The organism is Tatumella sp. JGM130 (genome assembly GCF_018257525.1).
GTDB lineage: Bacteria > Pseudomonadota > Gammaproteobacteria > Enterobacterales > Enterobacteriaceae > Tatumella > Tatumella punctata.
Genome location: NZ_JAERJS010000007.1, coordinates 27,741 through 41,987 on the forward strand (window position 1 = coordinate 27,741; position 14,247 = coordinate 41,987).

Annotated in this window: 10 protein-coding genes; 5 read left to right on the plus strand and 5 right to left on the minus strand. The window is 49.3% G+C overall.

Annotated elements, in window-relative coordinates; all coding sequences use genetic code 11:
• Nucleotides 1–138 precede the first annotated feature (138 nt).
• Nucleotides 139–3,957 carry an AsmA2 domain-containing protein YhdP gene (yhdP, locus tag JK211_RS05085; protein WP_212707592.1) on the plus strand — a complete coding sequence of 1,273 codons (3,819 nt, stop codon included), beginning with the start codon at nt 139–141 and terminating at the stop codon, nt 3,955–3,957.
• Nucleotides 3,958–4,025: 68 nt separating this feature from the next.
• Nucleotides 4,026–5,471 carry a metalloprotease TldD gene (gene tldD / locus JK211_RS05090; RefSeq protein ID WP_212707593.1) on the plus strand — a complete coding sequence of 482 codons (1,446 nt, stop codon included), beginning with the start codon at nt 4,026–4,028 and terminating at the stop codon, nt 5,469–5,471.
• 51 nt (nt 5,472–5,522) lie between these two features.
• Here tldD and aaeR read toward each other — a convergent pair whose 3' ends face one another.
• Complete coding sequence (aaeR, locus tag JK211_RS05095) at nt 5,523–6,443, minus strand: HTH-type transcriptional activator AaeR (protein ID WP_212707594.1); 921 nt, start codon at nt 6,441–6,443, stop codon at nt 5,523–5,525.
• A gap of 243 nt (nt 6,444–6,686) precedes the next feature.
• On the opposite strand from aaeR, the gene aaeX reads away from it, so the two are divergent.
• Genes aaeX through aaeB form a run of 3 tightly spaced genes read left to right on the plus strand, consistent with a single transcriptional unit; the run spans nt 6,687 to nt 9,797 of the window.
• Nucleotides 6,687–6,890: a p-hydroxybenzoic acid efflux pump operon protein AaeX gene (aaeX, locus tag JK211_RS05100; RefSeq protein WP_212707595.1), complete on the plus strand. Its 204-nt coding sequence runs from the start codon at nt 6,687–6,689 to the stop codon at nt 6,888–6,890.
• Nucleotides 6,891–6,897: 7 nt separating this feature from the next.
• Entirely contained in the window at nt 6,898–7,830 is a 933-nt protein-coding gene (gene aaeA, locus JK211_RS05105) for a p-hydroxybenzoic acid efflux pump subunit AaeA (protein WP_212707596.1), read from the plus strand.
• 11 nt (nt 7,831–7,841) lie between these two features.
• Entirely contained in the window at nt 7,842–9,797 is a 1,956-nt protein-coding gene (gene aaeB, locus JK211_RS05110) for a p-hydroxybenzoic acid efflux pump subunit AaeB (RefSeq protein WP_212707597.1), read from the plus strand.
• Between the two features lie 362 nt (nt 9,798–10,159).
• Here the strand turns inward: aaeB and JK211_RS05115 are convergent, their stop codons facing one another.
• From JK211_RS05115 to JK211_RS05130, 4 genes are all read right to left on the minus strand, one after another.
• A complete protein-coding gene (locus tag JK211_RS05115; protein WP_212707598.1) occupies nt 10,160–10,423 on the minus strand; it encodes a YdgH/BhsA/McbA-like domain containing protein in 264 nt (87 codons plus the stop codon).
• Nucleotides 10,424–10,800: 377 nt separating this feature from the next.
• Nucleotides 10,801–11,271: a transcriptional regulator ArgR gene (argR, locus tag JK211_RS05120; RefSeq protein WP_212707599.1), complete on the minus strand. Its 471-nt coding sequence runs from the start codon at nt 11,269–11,271 to the stop codon at nt 10,801–10,803.
• Between the two features lie 384 nt (nt 11,272–11,655).
• Nucleotides 11,656–12,735 carry an outer membrane-stress sensor serine endopeptidase DegS gene (degS, locus tag JK211_RS05125; RefSeq protein ID WP_212707600.1) on the minus strand — a complete coding sequence of 360 codons (1,080 nt, stop codon included), beginning with the start codon at nt 12,733–12,735 and terminating at the stop codon, nt 11,656–11,658.
• Nucleotides 12,736–12,828: 93 nt separating this feature from the next.
• Nucleotides 12,829–14,205, minus strand: coding sequence for a Do family serine endopeptidase (locus JK211_RS05130; RefSeq protein WP_212707601.1), 1,377 nt, complete (start codon nt 14,203–14,205; stop codon nt 12,829–12,831).
• Nucleotides 14,206–14,247: the final 42 nt, after the last annotated feature.

Consider the following 14,247-nt stretch of genomic DNA (forward strand, 5'->3'; position numbering starts at 1 on the left):
CGGGGGAAGTATTCTCCGCTGGCGGGGGGATGTTAAGCCGCTGATCGGCTATACTGCAGGACGGGCAGGGATATCTGCCAGCCATATTGGTTGTGTATTGTCGGATTCGTGTACTGAGTGCATCTCAAGGAGAATTGTGTGAGGCGTTTGCCCCGGATATTATCGCTGATCGTTGCTGCGCTGATAGTGATTGTTGCGTTGCTGATCAGCGGATTACGTATCCTGATGCCTTATATGAACGACTACCGGCCCCGTATTATGTCAGTTGTCTCTGCCATCACTGACAGCAACCTGAGCGCCGGTGAACTGACCGGACGCTGGGAAAACTTCGGCCCCGCCATCGAAATCAAAGATCTGCAAAGTACCCTTGATGATGGCACCGAACTGGAAGTCTCTCATGTCCGGCTGGCACTTGATGTCTGGCAGTCATTACTCCATGCCCGTCTGCAATTCCGTGACCTGACTTTCTGGCAACTGCAACTGACGCTTCCTGCTTTACCCGCCACCTCCTCTGCCGGCAGCGGGCATCTGGCTTCCGAACAGCTGAATAACCTTTTTTTGCATCAGTTTGACCACTTTATCCTGCGTGACAGCAGCGTTACCTTTCCCGCCCCGTCCGGGCAAATAGTCAAACTGGCCATCCCCAGTCTGACCTGGTTTAATGAGCGTAAACGGCACCGTGCTGAGGGTGAAGTCAGCCTGAGCAGCTTTACCGGACAACATGGTGTGGTGAAAGTCAGGCTGGATCTGCGGGATGTTAAACAGACCATTGATAATGGCCGTATCTGGTTACAGGCGGATGCAGTTGATGTAAAACCCTGGCTGGGGCGCTGGATGCATGACAACACAACACTGCAAACTGCAAAATTCAGCCTGAATGCCTGGGTGACTTTAAAAGATGGCGTTATGGATTCAGGAGATTTACTGCTGAGTAAAGGCAGTGCCCTCTGGCAGGCAGGACCTCAGCAGCATCAGTTAACGGTTGATAATCTGACCGCACATCTGTCCCGGTCCGGTCCTGGCTGGACTCTGGCGATCCCTCAGACGGGGCTGGAAACGGATCAGCAGCGCTGGCCGCAGGGGCTTTTATCCTTATACTGGCAGCCTGAAGGGAACAATCTGCTACCGGCGGCAGATGCCTCTGAAATCAGGTTACGGGCCACGCATCTTGATTTACAGCGTCTCGCACCACTGATGCCACTGGTTTCTCCGCTGGCACCTGAGCTTGCCGAACACTGGCAGGCACTGCAGCCTCAGGGCAGTGTGGATAGACTGGCGGTCGATTTTTCGTTACAGCATCCGCAGCAAAGCCGTTTTCAGGCCAGCTGGCATGATCTGGGGTGGCAGCAATCCCAGTCAGTACCAGCGGTCAGCGGACTATCAGGTAGCGGCAGTGGCAGTTTCGATAATGGCCAGCTGACGATTGCCGGGGGACCTCAGAATATCACGATAGGGGATATGTTCCGCGCACCGCTTGAAATGCAGTCTTTTTCCGGGGATCTGACGTGGGATACCCGGCAGGGGAATTTGTTGCTGGACGGAAAAAATATGAAAGCGGTTGCCCGTTCGGTTAACGCGGGTGGTGATTTTCGTTATCAACAGTCGGCCAAAGGGCAGCCGCGTCTGGATATCCTGGCGGGCATCAGTGTGTCTGATGCCGGAGATGCCTGGCGGTATTTTCCCCATCATCTGATGGGGAAAGGGCTGACCGATTATCTGAGCGGGGCGATTAAAGGGGGGAATACCCGTAATGCGACACTGCTTTTTGCCGGTAATCCCCATGATTTTCCGTTCAGGCATAACGAAGGGATGTTTCAGGTCAGTGTACCGTTACGTGATGCCACCTATGCCTTCCAGCCGGACTGGCCGGCGCTCAAAAACCTGAATATCGACCTTAATTTTTCTAACGACGGTCTGTGGATGAAAGCACCGCGGGCACAGCTCGGTAACGCTGTCGCGACGAATGTCACCGCAGATATTCCGGACTACAGTAAAGAAAAGCTGATTATTAATGGGGATATCTCCGGCAGCGGCAGCGATATCCATGACTATTTTAAACAAACGCCGCTGGAAACATCGCTGGCAGCAGCCTTAGCTCAGTTACAGATTAAAGGTGATGTCAGCGGCCATCTGAATCTGGATATTCCGCTGGACGGAAAAGCGGTGACAGCCACCGGAAATGTGGTATTTAACCACAATGATTTATTTATCCGGCCCCTGAAAACCACCCTGAAAAACCTGCGTGGTAATTTCCGCTATAACAATGGCGCATTAAGCAGTGATCCTGTTCAGGCGACATGGTTTGGGCAGCCAGTGACTTTCAGTTTTTCCACTCAGCAACAAAAAGACGACTTTACCGTCAACGTCGGTCTGCAATCTGTCTGGTCTCCGGCAACATTAACGGTACTGCCGGATGTTCTGCGCTCACGACTCAGAGGACGTTTTCCGTGGCAGGGTAACGTGGATATTCGTTTACCCTATCACGGTGAAGCCAGCTATAAAGTGAACATCAGCGGCGATGCCGGTGGTGTAAGCAGTCACTTACCTGCTCCGCTATCGAAACCAGCTGGCGGTCAGTTCCCGTTTTCGGTTAACGTGACGGGTGACCTGCAGAGTTTTATTCTGAATGGCAGTGCCGGTAGCGCTCAGCGTTTCACCAGCCGCTGGCTGCTGGAGCCGGAGCTACGACTTGAGCGCGGAATCTGGAAAAATAATACCACTAAGATCCCTGCGCTACCTGCCACAGGGGCGATGGTACTGAATTTACCGCCACTGGAGGGTGAACAATGGCTGTCATTATTCGGCAGTAATCACCTGTCATCCGCGAAATCAATACCATCTTCAGTGCCAGCTGTCGGACAGCTGAAACTGCCGGGGAATATAGAGTTACATACACAGTCACTGAATCTGGGCGGGCAGTATTGGAATGATCTGACGGTCTCCCTGTCACAGTCAGTTGCGGGGAATACACAGGTTACAGCTTCGGGTAAAGAAATTCGTGGTCAGTTACGGATAAACCAGCGTCAGCCATGGCAGCTGGATCTGAATTATCTGTATTACAATCCGCAGTCAGTATCAGGGACGCTGTTGAATCGTCAGGATACAGATACCCCGGCACTCAATTTCAGCCAGTGGCCAGCTCTGCAGATGAATTGCCAGCAGTGCTGGTTTGCCGGGCAGAATTTTGGCAGAGTTGCCGGTCGCCTGACCCCCTCAGGAAGCAAGTTAGTACTCACTAATGGCCAGGTAGATTCCGGCCAGGCCCGGCTGAAGATCAGCGGAGAATGGGACAATATTCCGGGGGCTCCGCGTTCGGCCCTTAAAGGTCAGCTGAGCAGTAAGGATATTGGTCAGACCAGTCAGTGGTTTGGTGTGACTACCCCGGTCAGGGAAGCTCCTGTGACTCTTGATTATGATTTACACTGGCGGAATGTCCCCTGGAAACCGGACATTTCAAGCCTGAGCGGTATACTGAAGCTGAACACTGGTAAAGGTGTGGTTGAAAATATCAGCACCGGCAGAGCCGGTCAGTTACTGCGGCTGGTGAGCGTGGATGCATTATTACGTAAACTCAGCTTTGATTTTAAAGATACTTTCAGCAATAAAGGCTTCTACTTTGATTCGGTATCAGGCACCGCATGGATTGAAAACGGGGTATTACAGACTGACAATTTGCTGATCGACGGGCTGGAAGCGGATATTGCTATGCAGGGCAAAGCTGATTTTGTCAGACGGCGCTTAGACTTTGAAGCGGTGGTTGCGCCTGAACTTTCGACCTCGGTCAGCGTGGCTACTGCATTTGTGATCAATCCGGTGGTTGGCGCGGCGGTATTTGCCGCCAGTAAAGTACTGGCGCCGCTGTGGAATAAAATTTCACTGCTACGCTATCATATTGGTGGCACGATGGACGATCCGCAAATAGAAGAAGTACTGCGTCAGCCACGGTCTGAGAAATGACTCAGATTTGACGACAGAGCAGAATTACAGCAGGCTATATCTAAACGCGATAATACGAGTGAGAAACGATGACACTGAGTCTGGTAAGTGAGCACCTGCTAACTGCTAATAACATTACACAGCAGGATCTATTTTCCCGGTTAGGCCAGCTTTCAGAACGCCGTCTGGATTATGCCGACCTTTACTTTCAGTCGAGTTACCATGAATCCTGGGTACTCGAAGACGGTATTATTAAAGACGGATCGTGGAATATCGATCAGGGTGTGGGCATCCGTGCCATCAGTGGCGAAAAAACCGGTTTTGCTTATGCCGATCAACTGACGCTGAAAGCACTGACCCGGAGTGCAGAAGCTGCGCGCAGTATTGTCCGTGAAGCGGGTAACGGAAAAATAAAAACACTGGCGAAAGTGGATCATACTCCGCGCTATCCGGTACTGAATCCGCTGGATAGCCTGACCCGTGATGATAAAATAGCCTTATTACACCAGGTGGATAAGGTCGCCAGAGTAGCTGATCCGCGGGTACAGGAAGTCAGTGTCAGTCTGACAGGTGTTTATGAACAGGTACTGGTGGCTGCGACTGACGGTACTCTGGCGGCAGATATTCGCCCGCTGGTCAGATTGTCGGTCAGTGTACAGGTCGAGGACCAGGGTAAACGTGAACGTGGTGCCAGTGGTGGTGGTGCGCGTACCGGTTATGACTTTTTCCTTGCCGACGAAGACGGGGATGTCCGTGCCGATGCCTGGGCAAAAGAGGCGGTCCGTATGGCTCTGGTCAACCTCTCGGCAATCGCCGCACCGGCAGGTACCTTGCCGGTAGTACTGGGTGCAGGATGGCCGGGAGTGCTATTGCATGAAGCCGTAGGCCATGGTCTGGAAGGCGACTTTAACCGCCGCGGAACATCGGTTTTTAGCGGGAAACTAGGACAGCAAGTGGCCTCAGAACTCTGCACTATTGTTGATGATGGCACCATGTCCGGACGCCGTGGCTCTCTGGCCATCGATGATGAAGGCGTACCTGGTCAGTATAATGTACTGATTGAAAACGGTATTCTTAAAGGTTATATGCAGGATAAGCTGAATGCCAGGCTAATGGGTGTGTCACCGACCGGTAACGGCCGCCGTGAATCTTATGCGAATTTACCGATGCCACGGATGACCAATACTTACATGCTGGCAGGGAAATCAACGCCACAGGATATTATTGAAAGTGTTGAATTCGGGCTGTATGCGCCAAACTTTGGTGGTGGTCAGGTAGATATTACTTCCGGTAAATTTGTATTCTCGACCTCTGAGGCGTACCTGATCGAAAAAGGAAAGATTACTTCACCTGTCAAAGGGGCGACCCTGATTGGTTCCGGTATCGAAGCGATGCAGCAGGTTTCGATGGTCGGTAATGACCTGGCGCTGGATAAAGGAGTTGGTGTCTGCGGAAAAGACGGGCAGAGCGTACCGGTTGGCGTAGGACAACCGACATTGAAACTGGATAAACTGACCGTCGGCGGGACCGCCTGAGCAGCGTTTGCTCTCTGAGGCTGACCCGTAGTGCTGATAAAGTGATGCGGGTCAGAGTCTGGCACGATATTCCTGATACTTTACTGCCATTTCCCGGAAGTATTCTGTCAGATAATCAATACATACCTGTACTTTCAGGGGTAATTTGTCCCGTTCGGTGAACAGCGCATAAACAGGGCGGGGTTCCGACTGATACCGGGGATACAGGATCTCAATTTCACCGCGTTTGATTTCATCAAGTACCCACATCAGCGGCATATAAGCGATCCCCGAACCGGCTTTCAGCCAGCCAATCAACGTCAGGGGATCATTGGTCGCAAACCGTCCTTTCGGCGACATCTTCAGGTGATGACCGTCGGGGGCTATCAGCCTGAATTGGTTATAAGGCGAAACACTGTATTCCAGCCAGACAAAACGTTCTAATTCTTCGGGGCTGGCCGGTAAATTACGCAGTTCCGGAAAATGTGCGGATGCACAGAGTACCATTGGCATACTTCCCAGCCGTCGTGAGAATAAAGCCGAATTCTCCAGTTTGCCGGCTTTGATCACTAAATCCAGCCCATGAGCAATCAAATCCGGAGAAGGGTTACCGGTGATCAGATTAACGCTCAGTCCCGGGAAGTCATTCAGCAGTTTGGCTGTCATCGGTGACAGTACGTTCCGGGCCATGGTAGTGGTACTGCCGATACGCAGCATACCAATTGGCGTGTTATTAAACGCATAAATTTGCTCATGGACCTGCGATGCCTCGTTTAGCATCCGTTTGCAGCCCTGATAATAAATCCTGCCTGCTTCGGTTAAACCAATACTGCGGGTACTACGGTTGAGTAATTTAACCTGTAAGTCATCTTCCAGTTTCGCGATTGTCTGGCTGACTGAGGAAACACTTTGCCGGAGCTGACGAGCCGCGGCTGTGAAGGACCCCAGGTCGACAACCTTCGCAAAAACTGACATACCTTTTAACCGTTCCATTATTAACTCTGACTTAAAAGTGATTTATGTCACATAATGTAGAAAACTAACTATCAGACACGTTACTATAATGAGATCCGGTCGATAATTTATGTGCTTACCGTAACTTCTGAAATTATACGAATCCATGTGTTCTGACACAGGCTTGTGGTTAACCTGCCATCAGGCAACGTTTGCTCTGATGTTAACGACTATCGGTTACTGGTTGGCCGGGTGTAAGATATTTATTCCAAAGGATTTAAAATGAGTGTGCATCCGGTTTTAGTCGTTTTTGGGCTATCTTTTCCGCCTATTTTTGTCGAGCTGATCCTGTCATTGCTGCTGTTCTGGGTAGTGAAAAGGATCCTCACACCCAGCGGGATCTATGATCTTGTCTGGCATCCTTCTCTTTTTAACACAGCGCTGTATTGCTGTGTCTTTTATTTTGTCTCCAGTTTAATGGTCTGAGGTTTCAGTGAAAACGCTTATAAGAAAAATCGCACGCTATGGGATAACCCTGATTCTGGTGATTGTTGCCATTATTATTGTCTTCAGGGCATGGGTTTATTACACCGAATCCCCCTGGACCAGAGATGCTAAGTTTGCGGCAGACGTGGTGGCGATTTCACCCGATGTCACCGGCCTGATTACGGATGTTAATGTGCGTGATAACCAGTTTGTGAAAAAAGGTGATACGCTATTTATCGTTGACCGTCCGCGCTTTCAGGAAGCCTTAGATGAAGCTCAGGCGAATGTGGATTACTACCAGGCCGTGGTCAGTGAAAAACGCCGTGAGGCCGCACGACGCAATAAAATAGGGACTCTGGCGCTGTCTAAAGAAGCCGTAGAGCAGGCGAATAATGATCTGCAGACCAGTGAGCATCAGCTGGCTCAGGCAACGGCTGCCCGTGATTTGGCGCAGATAGACCTGACGCGTACTGATATCCGGGCGCCCTCTGATGGCTGGGTGACCAACCTGACGGTATACGGTGGTGAATTTATCAGCCGTGGCTCGGTTGCTGTTGCACTGGTGAAAGCTGACTCTTTCTATGTCCTTGCATATATGGAGGAAACCAAGCTGGATGGGGTTAAACCGGGCTACCGCGCCGAGATTACTCCGCTGGGAAGTAATAGTGTACTGCGGGGTACCGTAGACAGTATTGCTGCCGGGGTCACCAATAGCAGCAGTACTGTCGATTCAAAAGGGATGGCAACGGTTGATTCGAACCTTGAATGGGTCAGGCTGGCTCAGCGTGTACCGGTCCGTATCCGTCTGGATAAGCAACCCGGTAATCGTTTTCCTGCAGGAACCACTGCGACAGTCGTTGTGACCGGTGATAAAGATCGTCCCCATGAAAAACCTTCTTTTGTATCAGATATGCTGAACAGATTAAGAGAATTTGGTTGATTGGGGGGGCTATGGTTCAGTATCTGCGTTTCCCGGTTAAGCTGACTTTCGCCATCCTGTTAGCGCTGATGCTGGGCTTCTATTGTAATTTAGAAACCCCGCGCTGGGCGGTAATGACAGCCGGAATTGTGGCCGGCGGACAGGCCTTTGCGGCAGGGGGTGATCCTTATTCAGGAGCCCTGAGACACCGTGGGGTATTGCGGATTATCGGTACTTTTATCGGTTGTATTGCCGCCCTGACCATTATGATTTTTACCGCACAGGCACCGGTGGTGATGCTGATGCTTTGCTGTGCCTGGGCAGGACTCTGTGTCTGGCAGTCATCCCTTATTCGAGCCGAAAATTCTTATGCGCTGGGACTGGCAGGTTATACGACCCTGATTATTGTGGTGACAGTGAATGCCAGCGGTACACTGCAGCTGGTACCGCGTTTCGCCGTAGAACGGTGTTGTGAAATCATTATTGGTATTGTCTGCGCCATCCTGGCGGACATGATCTTTTCTCCCCGTTCGATAAAAAAAGTTATCGACCAGGAAGTGGAGTCATTACTGTTATCTCAGTATCAGTTGCTGCAGTCAGGGGTCAGACATAACAGTAAAGAAGAACTTGATAAGGCATGGAGTACTTTGGTTCGCAGGACCAGTGCTTTCAGCGGTATGCGCAGCCAGTTACGTATGGAATCCAGCCACTGGCAAAATGCCAGCCGGCGAATGAAGATGTTACATACTCTGTCACTGACCATGATTACCCAGGCGGCAGAAACGTTCCTTATTCAGAATACCCGCGAAAACTATATTCCGGCTTCCTTCCGGGAGTTAATCGGGCAGGATGTCAGCAATATTGTCGATCTGCGTAAACAATTAAAAGAGCTCAGGCGTCTGCTGACACTGAATACTAATGCAGATATCCCGGTCACACTCAGCAGCTGGATCGGGGCTGCGTCTGAGTACTTGTTATTAATGAAAGGTATTCAGACCAACGCACGTATTAATAAAATCGAAGAAACCATCCTGCAACGGGAAGGTGAAGTTCACGTACGCTCTGCCGAAACGCATCCGGCGATGATTAACGGTATCCGTACCTTTGTGGCGACGGCCCTTGGGTCATTATTCTGGTTATATTCGGGCTGGAATGCAGGCAGTGCCTGTATGGTGATGCTGGCAGTGGTCACTTCATTAGCGATGCGTTTACCTAACCCGCTGATGCTGGCGAAAGATTTTCTGTACGGGATGTCTGTCGCAGTACCACTCGGGGCGCTGTATTATGTTTTTCTGATGCCGGGTACCCAGCAAAGCCTGTTCTTACTGTGTCTGATTATTGGTGCACTGGCATTTGTCTCGGGTATTTTTATCCAGCGCCGGCAGCTAGGCACCCTCGGGGCTTTTATCGGAACGCTGAATATCATTGTATTGAGTAACCCGATGAGCTTCGGGATTAATACCTTTCTTGATAACGCACTGGGACAGGTGATTGGCTGTTTTCTGGCAATGCTGGTGATACTGTTAATCCGTGATAAATCCAAAGGCCGTACTGGCAGAAAAATACTGAACAGGTTTATGTATGCGGCGGTTTCTGCATTAACAACTAACCCTGACAGACGCAGGGAAAATCATCTTCCCTCACTGTATCAGCAATTATTCCTGCTGCTTAATTTATTTCCCGGGGATATTAATAAATACCGTCTGGCATTAACTCTTATTATTAGTCATCAGAGATTACGTCAGGCTAATATTCCCTGCCAGGAAGAGTTATCAGAATTTCATCGTCGTCTGAGATATACGGGAGACCGGATAATTTCGTCACACGGTGAAGAAAAAAAACGTTACTATTACCAGCGGCTATTGCAGGAGTTTGATATTTATCAGCAGAAGTTACAGCAATATGCAGCACCATTATCTGTCACCGAACCGGTTCGCCGGCTGGTGGACATACTGACCCGCTATCAAAATACGCTGATTAATATCTGATATTATCTTTGCCCCCGGGCTTTACTGGCGGAGATCATTGCAGATTTGAGCATCCGAAAAAGGCCCCCCTGACAAGGGGTCTAATATGACGTTACGATGGTTCTTTATGTAATTCCCGGGGCAGCCCCGAAGAATTAACTTTATTATGATTCTTTACTGATGATTACTATTCTTGCCGACGTTCCCTGTCCGGCTACGATATTGAGGTGTTTTTATATTTACCGAAGGTAATAAATACCCTTCCTCCTGAATATCGTTATTCTATAAACAACATTGCTTACTTTTGACGTATTGATAAACCTGCTCAGTAAGATAATAACTGACGCTATTTCACAGGTGAAAATTTAACATATCTGCTTTTATTATTTGTAGATACTTGCAGTCTCGTGATAATTACCGTTCATATAGGCTTCCGTGATACGGTAGGCCGTTGCTCCCATTGCATCTGCTTTATGACTTAATTGTTCACTGATCTCAGAAGGAGAAGCGTCCAGACCACTGACAGAGATAACACCGATAGACTGCATCGCTTGTGCTTGTTCGCTGGTTACTGATTGTGCAGCAGATACACCAAACGACAGTGCGGAAAGTACACCCATCATAGCCAGACCGGCTTTTATACTCACAATTTATTCCTCGTTGATTTATTCATTTTTGTGATTCAGATCACGAAGCGCATTATAGGTCTGGTAACGTAAGAAATTAATACATTGCTAATAATGTTTTTTCAAATGTAACCGTTTACCTGATATTTTTTATAACAAATTCAACTAAAAGATGACCATGTTTTAAACAATGATGTTATTTTTACATTTAAAACATAGGCATATAACAATTTATCAATTTGTGCTGTTTGGTTGATGTGTAATGCTGGCTTCATAGTTTCCTGAGTGATTATCTCTGCAGAAAGCAGAAAGCAGAAAGCAGAAAGCAGAAAGCAGAAAGCAGAAAGCAGAAAGCCTTTATTCCCCCCGACATCCGGCTGAGGCCGGGGGACAGAGACTCAGAGCTCTTGTTCAAACAACGTCAGAATGGCGTCGTAGAGTTTTTTCACGGTAAAGCTTCTGGAAGGGGTTACGAAAATAGTGTCATCGCCGGCAATGGTACCGAGGATCCCTTCCGCTTTTCCTAATGAATCAAGTAATCTTGCAATCAATTGTGCCGCACCAGGACTGGTATGAATAACAATCAGTGCATCGTTATAATCAATATCTAATACCAGGTTTTTGAGCGGACTGCTGGTGGTCGGTACGCCAAGTTCAGCGGGGAGACAATAGACCATCTCCATTTTTGCATTACGGGTACGTACTGCGCCGAATTTGGTCAGCATCCTTGAGACTTTAGACTGGTTAATGTTAGTAAAGCCATCGTCCTGCAGAGCAACAACAATCTCACCCTGAGAACTAAACTTTTCTTCTTTTAGCAGTGCTTTAAAAGCCCTGATTAAATCTTCTTGTTTAGAGGAGGTTCGCATAGGCTACCATGTTTGTTTAAAGAGGATCCCGCAGAGATAATTACATTATTATGCACCTGGATGAATTTTTATGCAATGCGTGGTGTTGGTATCAAGGGGCGGGATAATACAAGGCGCGGATTCTAACAAATAAAACCCTGATAGTCCAAATTACTAAATAAGCATTTTTTCGCAGTTTTTTATATTGTAGCTGACCGAAGGATAGCGTATTCGCTCTGCTGTCTGCAGGGCGTTGACAGTGAAAATAATGGACAGTGCCGGCCGGATAAGTGGGGGTTAATCTGGATAAAAAGTCAGACAATGATGAAACAGGTCGCGGATTACCAGGCTGGGACAGAGAGTGCAGCCAGCACAGGGTTGTGACTGGCTGCTATTGAATACTAATTAGTTCACTGCCGGGGTATCTTGCGGAAATTCACGGAGAGTTACCGGGATAGTCAGTTGTTTATCGTTACGCAGCAGCCGGACCTGGACCACTGACCCCGGACGGATCTCAGCCACCTGATCCATCGTCTCCTGGGCAGAAATAGCCGGTTTGCCATTAACACTCAGCAGCAGATCGTTGGCCTGAATACCCGCCAGCTCAGCAGGCCCGCCGGGGGCGACTTTACTTACGATAATTCCTTGTATCTTATCCACTGAGTTTCCGTGACCATTAAGCGCCGGGATCTCCCGCGCCGTAATACCGATAAAGCCACGTATTACACGGCCATAACGGATGAGTTTATCCATAATCTGGGTTGCCAGTGCTGTGGGTATAGCGAAGCCGATGCCTTCGGGCGTTTCTCCGTCACTGCTTTTGTCAAAGGTCAGTGTATTTATCCCCATCAGTTCTCCGCGGGAATTAATTAATGCGCCACCAGAATTTCCCTGATTGATCGATGCATCTGTTTGCAGGAAATTTTGCCGGCCGGAAGAGCTCAGTCCTACCCGTCCTGTGGCACTGATAATGCCCTGGGTGACTGTCTGTCCCAGGTTATAAGGATTGCCGATCGCCATCACGACATCGCCGATATGTGGAATACGCTGCGAATTAATCGGAATAACCGGTAAATTGGTGGCAGAAATTTTCAGTACCGCAAGGTCAGTCATTGCATCGGACCCCACCAGCGTCGCCTCATAAAACCGGCCATCCTGCAATGCTACAATAATCTGGTCAGCATTATTAATCACATGCTTATTCGTCAGGATATAGCCTTTATTGTTCATGATCACCCCGGAACCCAGCGTGGTGATCCCGTGGCTGTTGTCGGTCTGGGTATTACGGTTATAGACATTGACCACTGCCGGAGCTGCACGCCGGACACCCTGACTGAAACTGACGATAGGTTCTTCGGTACTGGTATCTGAATGATTAACTAACGCCAGCAGGCGGCTGCCGACATGGTATTCAGGCATAGCCAGCAGTATTACCACTGCCACAATAAGGCCGATAATCACTGAACGTAATAATTTGAGTAGCATACCGATAGTATAATTGCCGGGAAAGGATGGTTAAGGATAACACGATAACAGCGGGCACAGGTATTCGCTTGTGCCCGCGTCATTTGCGTTTTTCTAACGCATTAACAGATAGATACTCTCTTTACCGCGGATCACATTTAATGCAATCACGTCTGGCTTCGTGTCGAGTACTTTTTTCAGAGCTTCCAGGCTTTGCACACGCTGGTGGTTAATACTGACGATAACATCACCGGGCCGGAACCCCGTCTGTGCCGCAGCACTTTGCGGGCTTACACTCAGTACTTGTATACCTTTCTCTTTGGCCGCTGTTTGTCCGTCGCCGAACTCAGCACCCTGTAAGGCAGGGAGTGATAATTCTTTTGTCACCGGCTGAGACGCTGTGCTCTGGTCCAGAGTTACCACCAGGTTCAGTGGCTTGCCGTCGCGCAGCAGGCCGAGGCGTACCCGTTCCCCGGGGGCACTGGTTGCTACTTTGGCCCTGAGTTCGCCAAAACCGGAAATTGCCTTATCATTGAGTGTTGTGATGATATCACCGGCTTTTATACCGGCTTTTTCGGCCGCCGACCCCGGCAAAACCTGCGCAACAAAGGCTCCGTGATTGACATTAACCCTGAACGCTTTTGCCATATCAGCCGTGAGTTCAGTACCTTTAATGCCCAACTGTCCCCGTTTTACCTGACCATATTTTATTAGTTGGTCGGCGATATTAAGGGCCATATTACCGGGAATCGCAAAGCCAATACCAATGTTACCGCCACCCGAAGCCAGAATTGCCGTATTGATACCGATTAGCTCACCGCGTAGATTCACTAGTGCCCCGCCGGAGTTACCCCGGTTAATGGCGGCATCAGTCTGAATAAAATTCTCCAGTCCTTCGATATTTAACCCGCTACGGCCAAGGGCTGAAATGATCCCGGAAGTTGCTGTCTGACCTAAACCATACGGATTACCGATAGCAACCGCAAAATCGCCCACCTGCAACTGATCTGAATTGCCGGTTTTTATCTGGGTCAGATTTTTCGGGTTGCTTACCTGAATCAGTGCGATATCTGACTGGCTATCGCTGCCAGTCAGTTTTGCATTGTATTCACTGCCGTCGCTTAATTGCACCGTGATTTTGCTGGCACCGTTAATAACATGGTAGTTGGTCAGAATATAGCCTTTTCCGGCATTAATGATTACCCCTGATCCCAGTCCTTCAAACGGCGTGCCCTGGGGATTTTGCGGGGGTTGCTGACCATAGAATTTTTTCAGGGGGCCGGGTAGCTGAGCTGTAGCTGAAGGGGTCTGGATACCGCTTACTTTTACGCTGACCACTGAGGGTAATACCTGAGCCAGCATCGGTGCCAGTGAAGGAAGCTGCTGTCCCTGAACTTTAACCGGCAGGCTGGCATGTGCAGCAGGGGTCAGGGACAGATTTAGCCCGGCACTTAGCGTCATGGCGAGCAATAGCGGTGATAGTTTTTTCATTATGCAAGTATTCTCACGGTTAAAAGCAAAGACCAGAGGCTG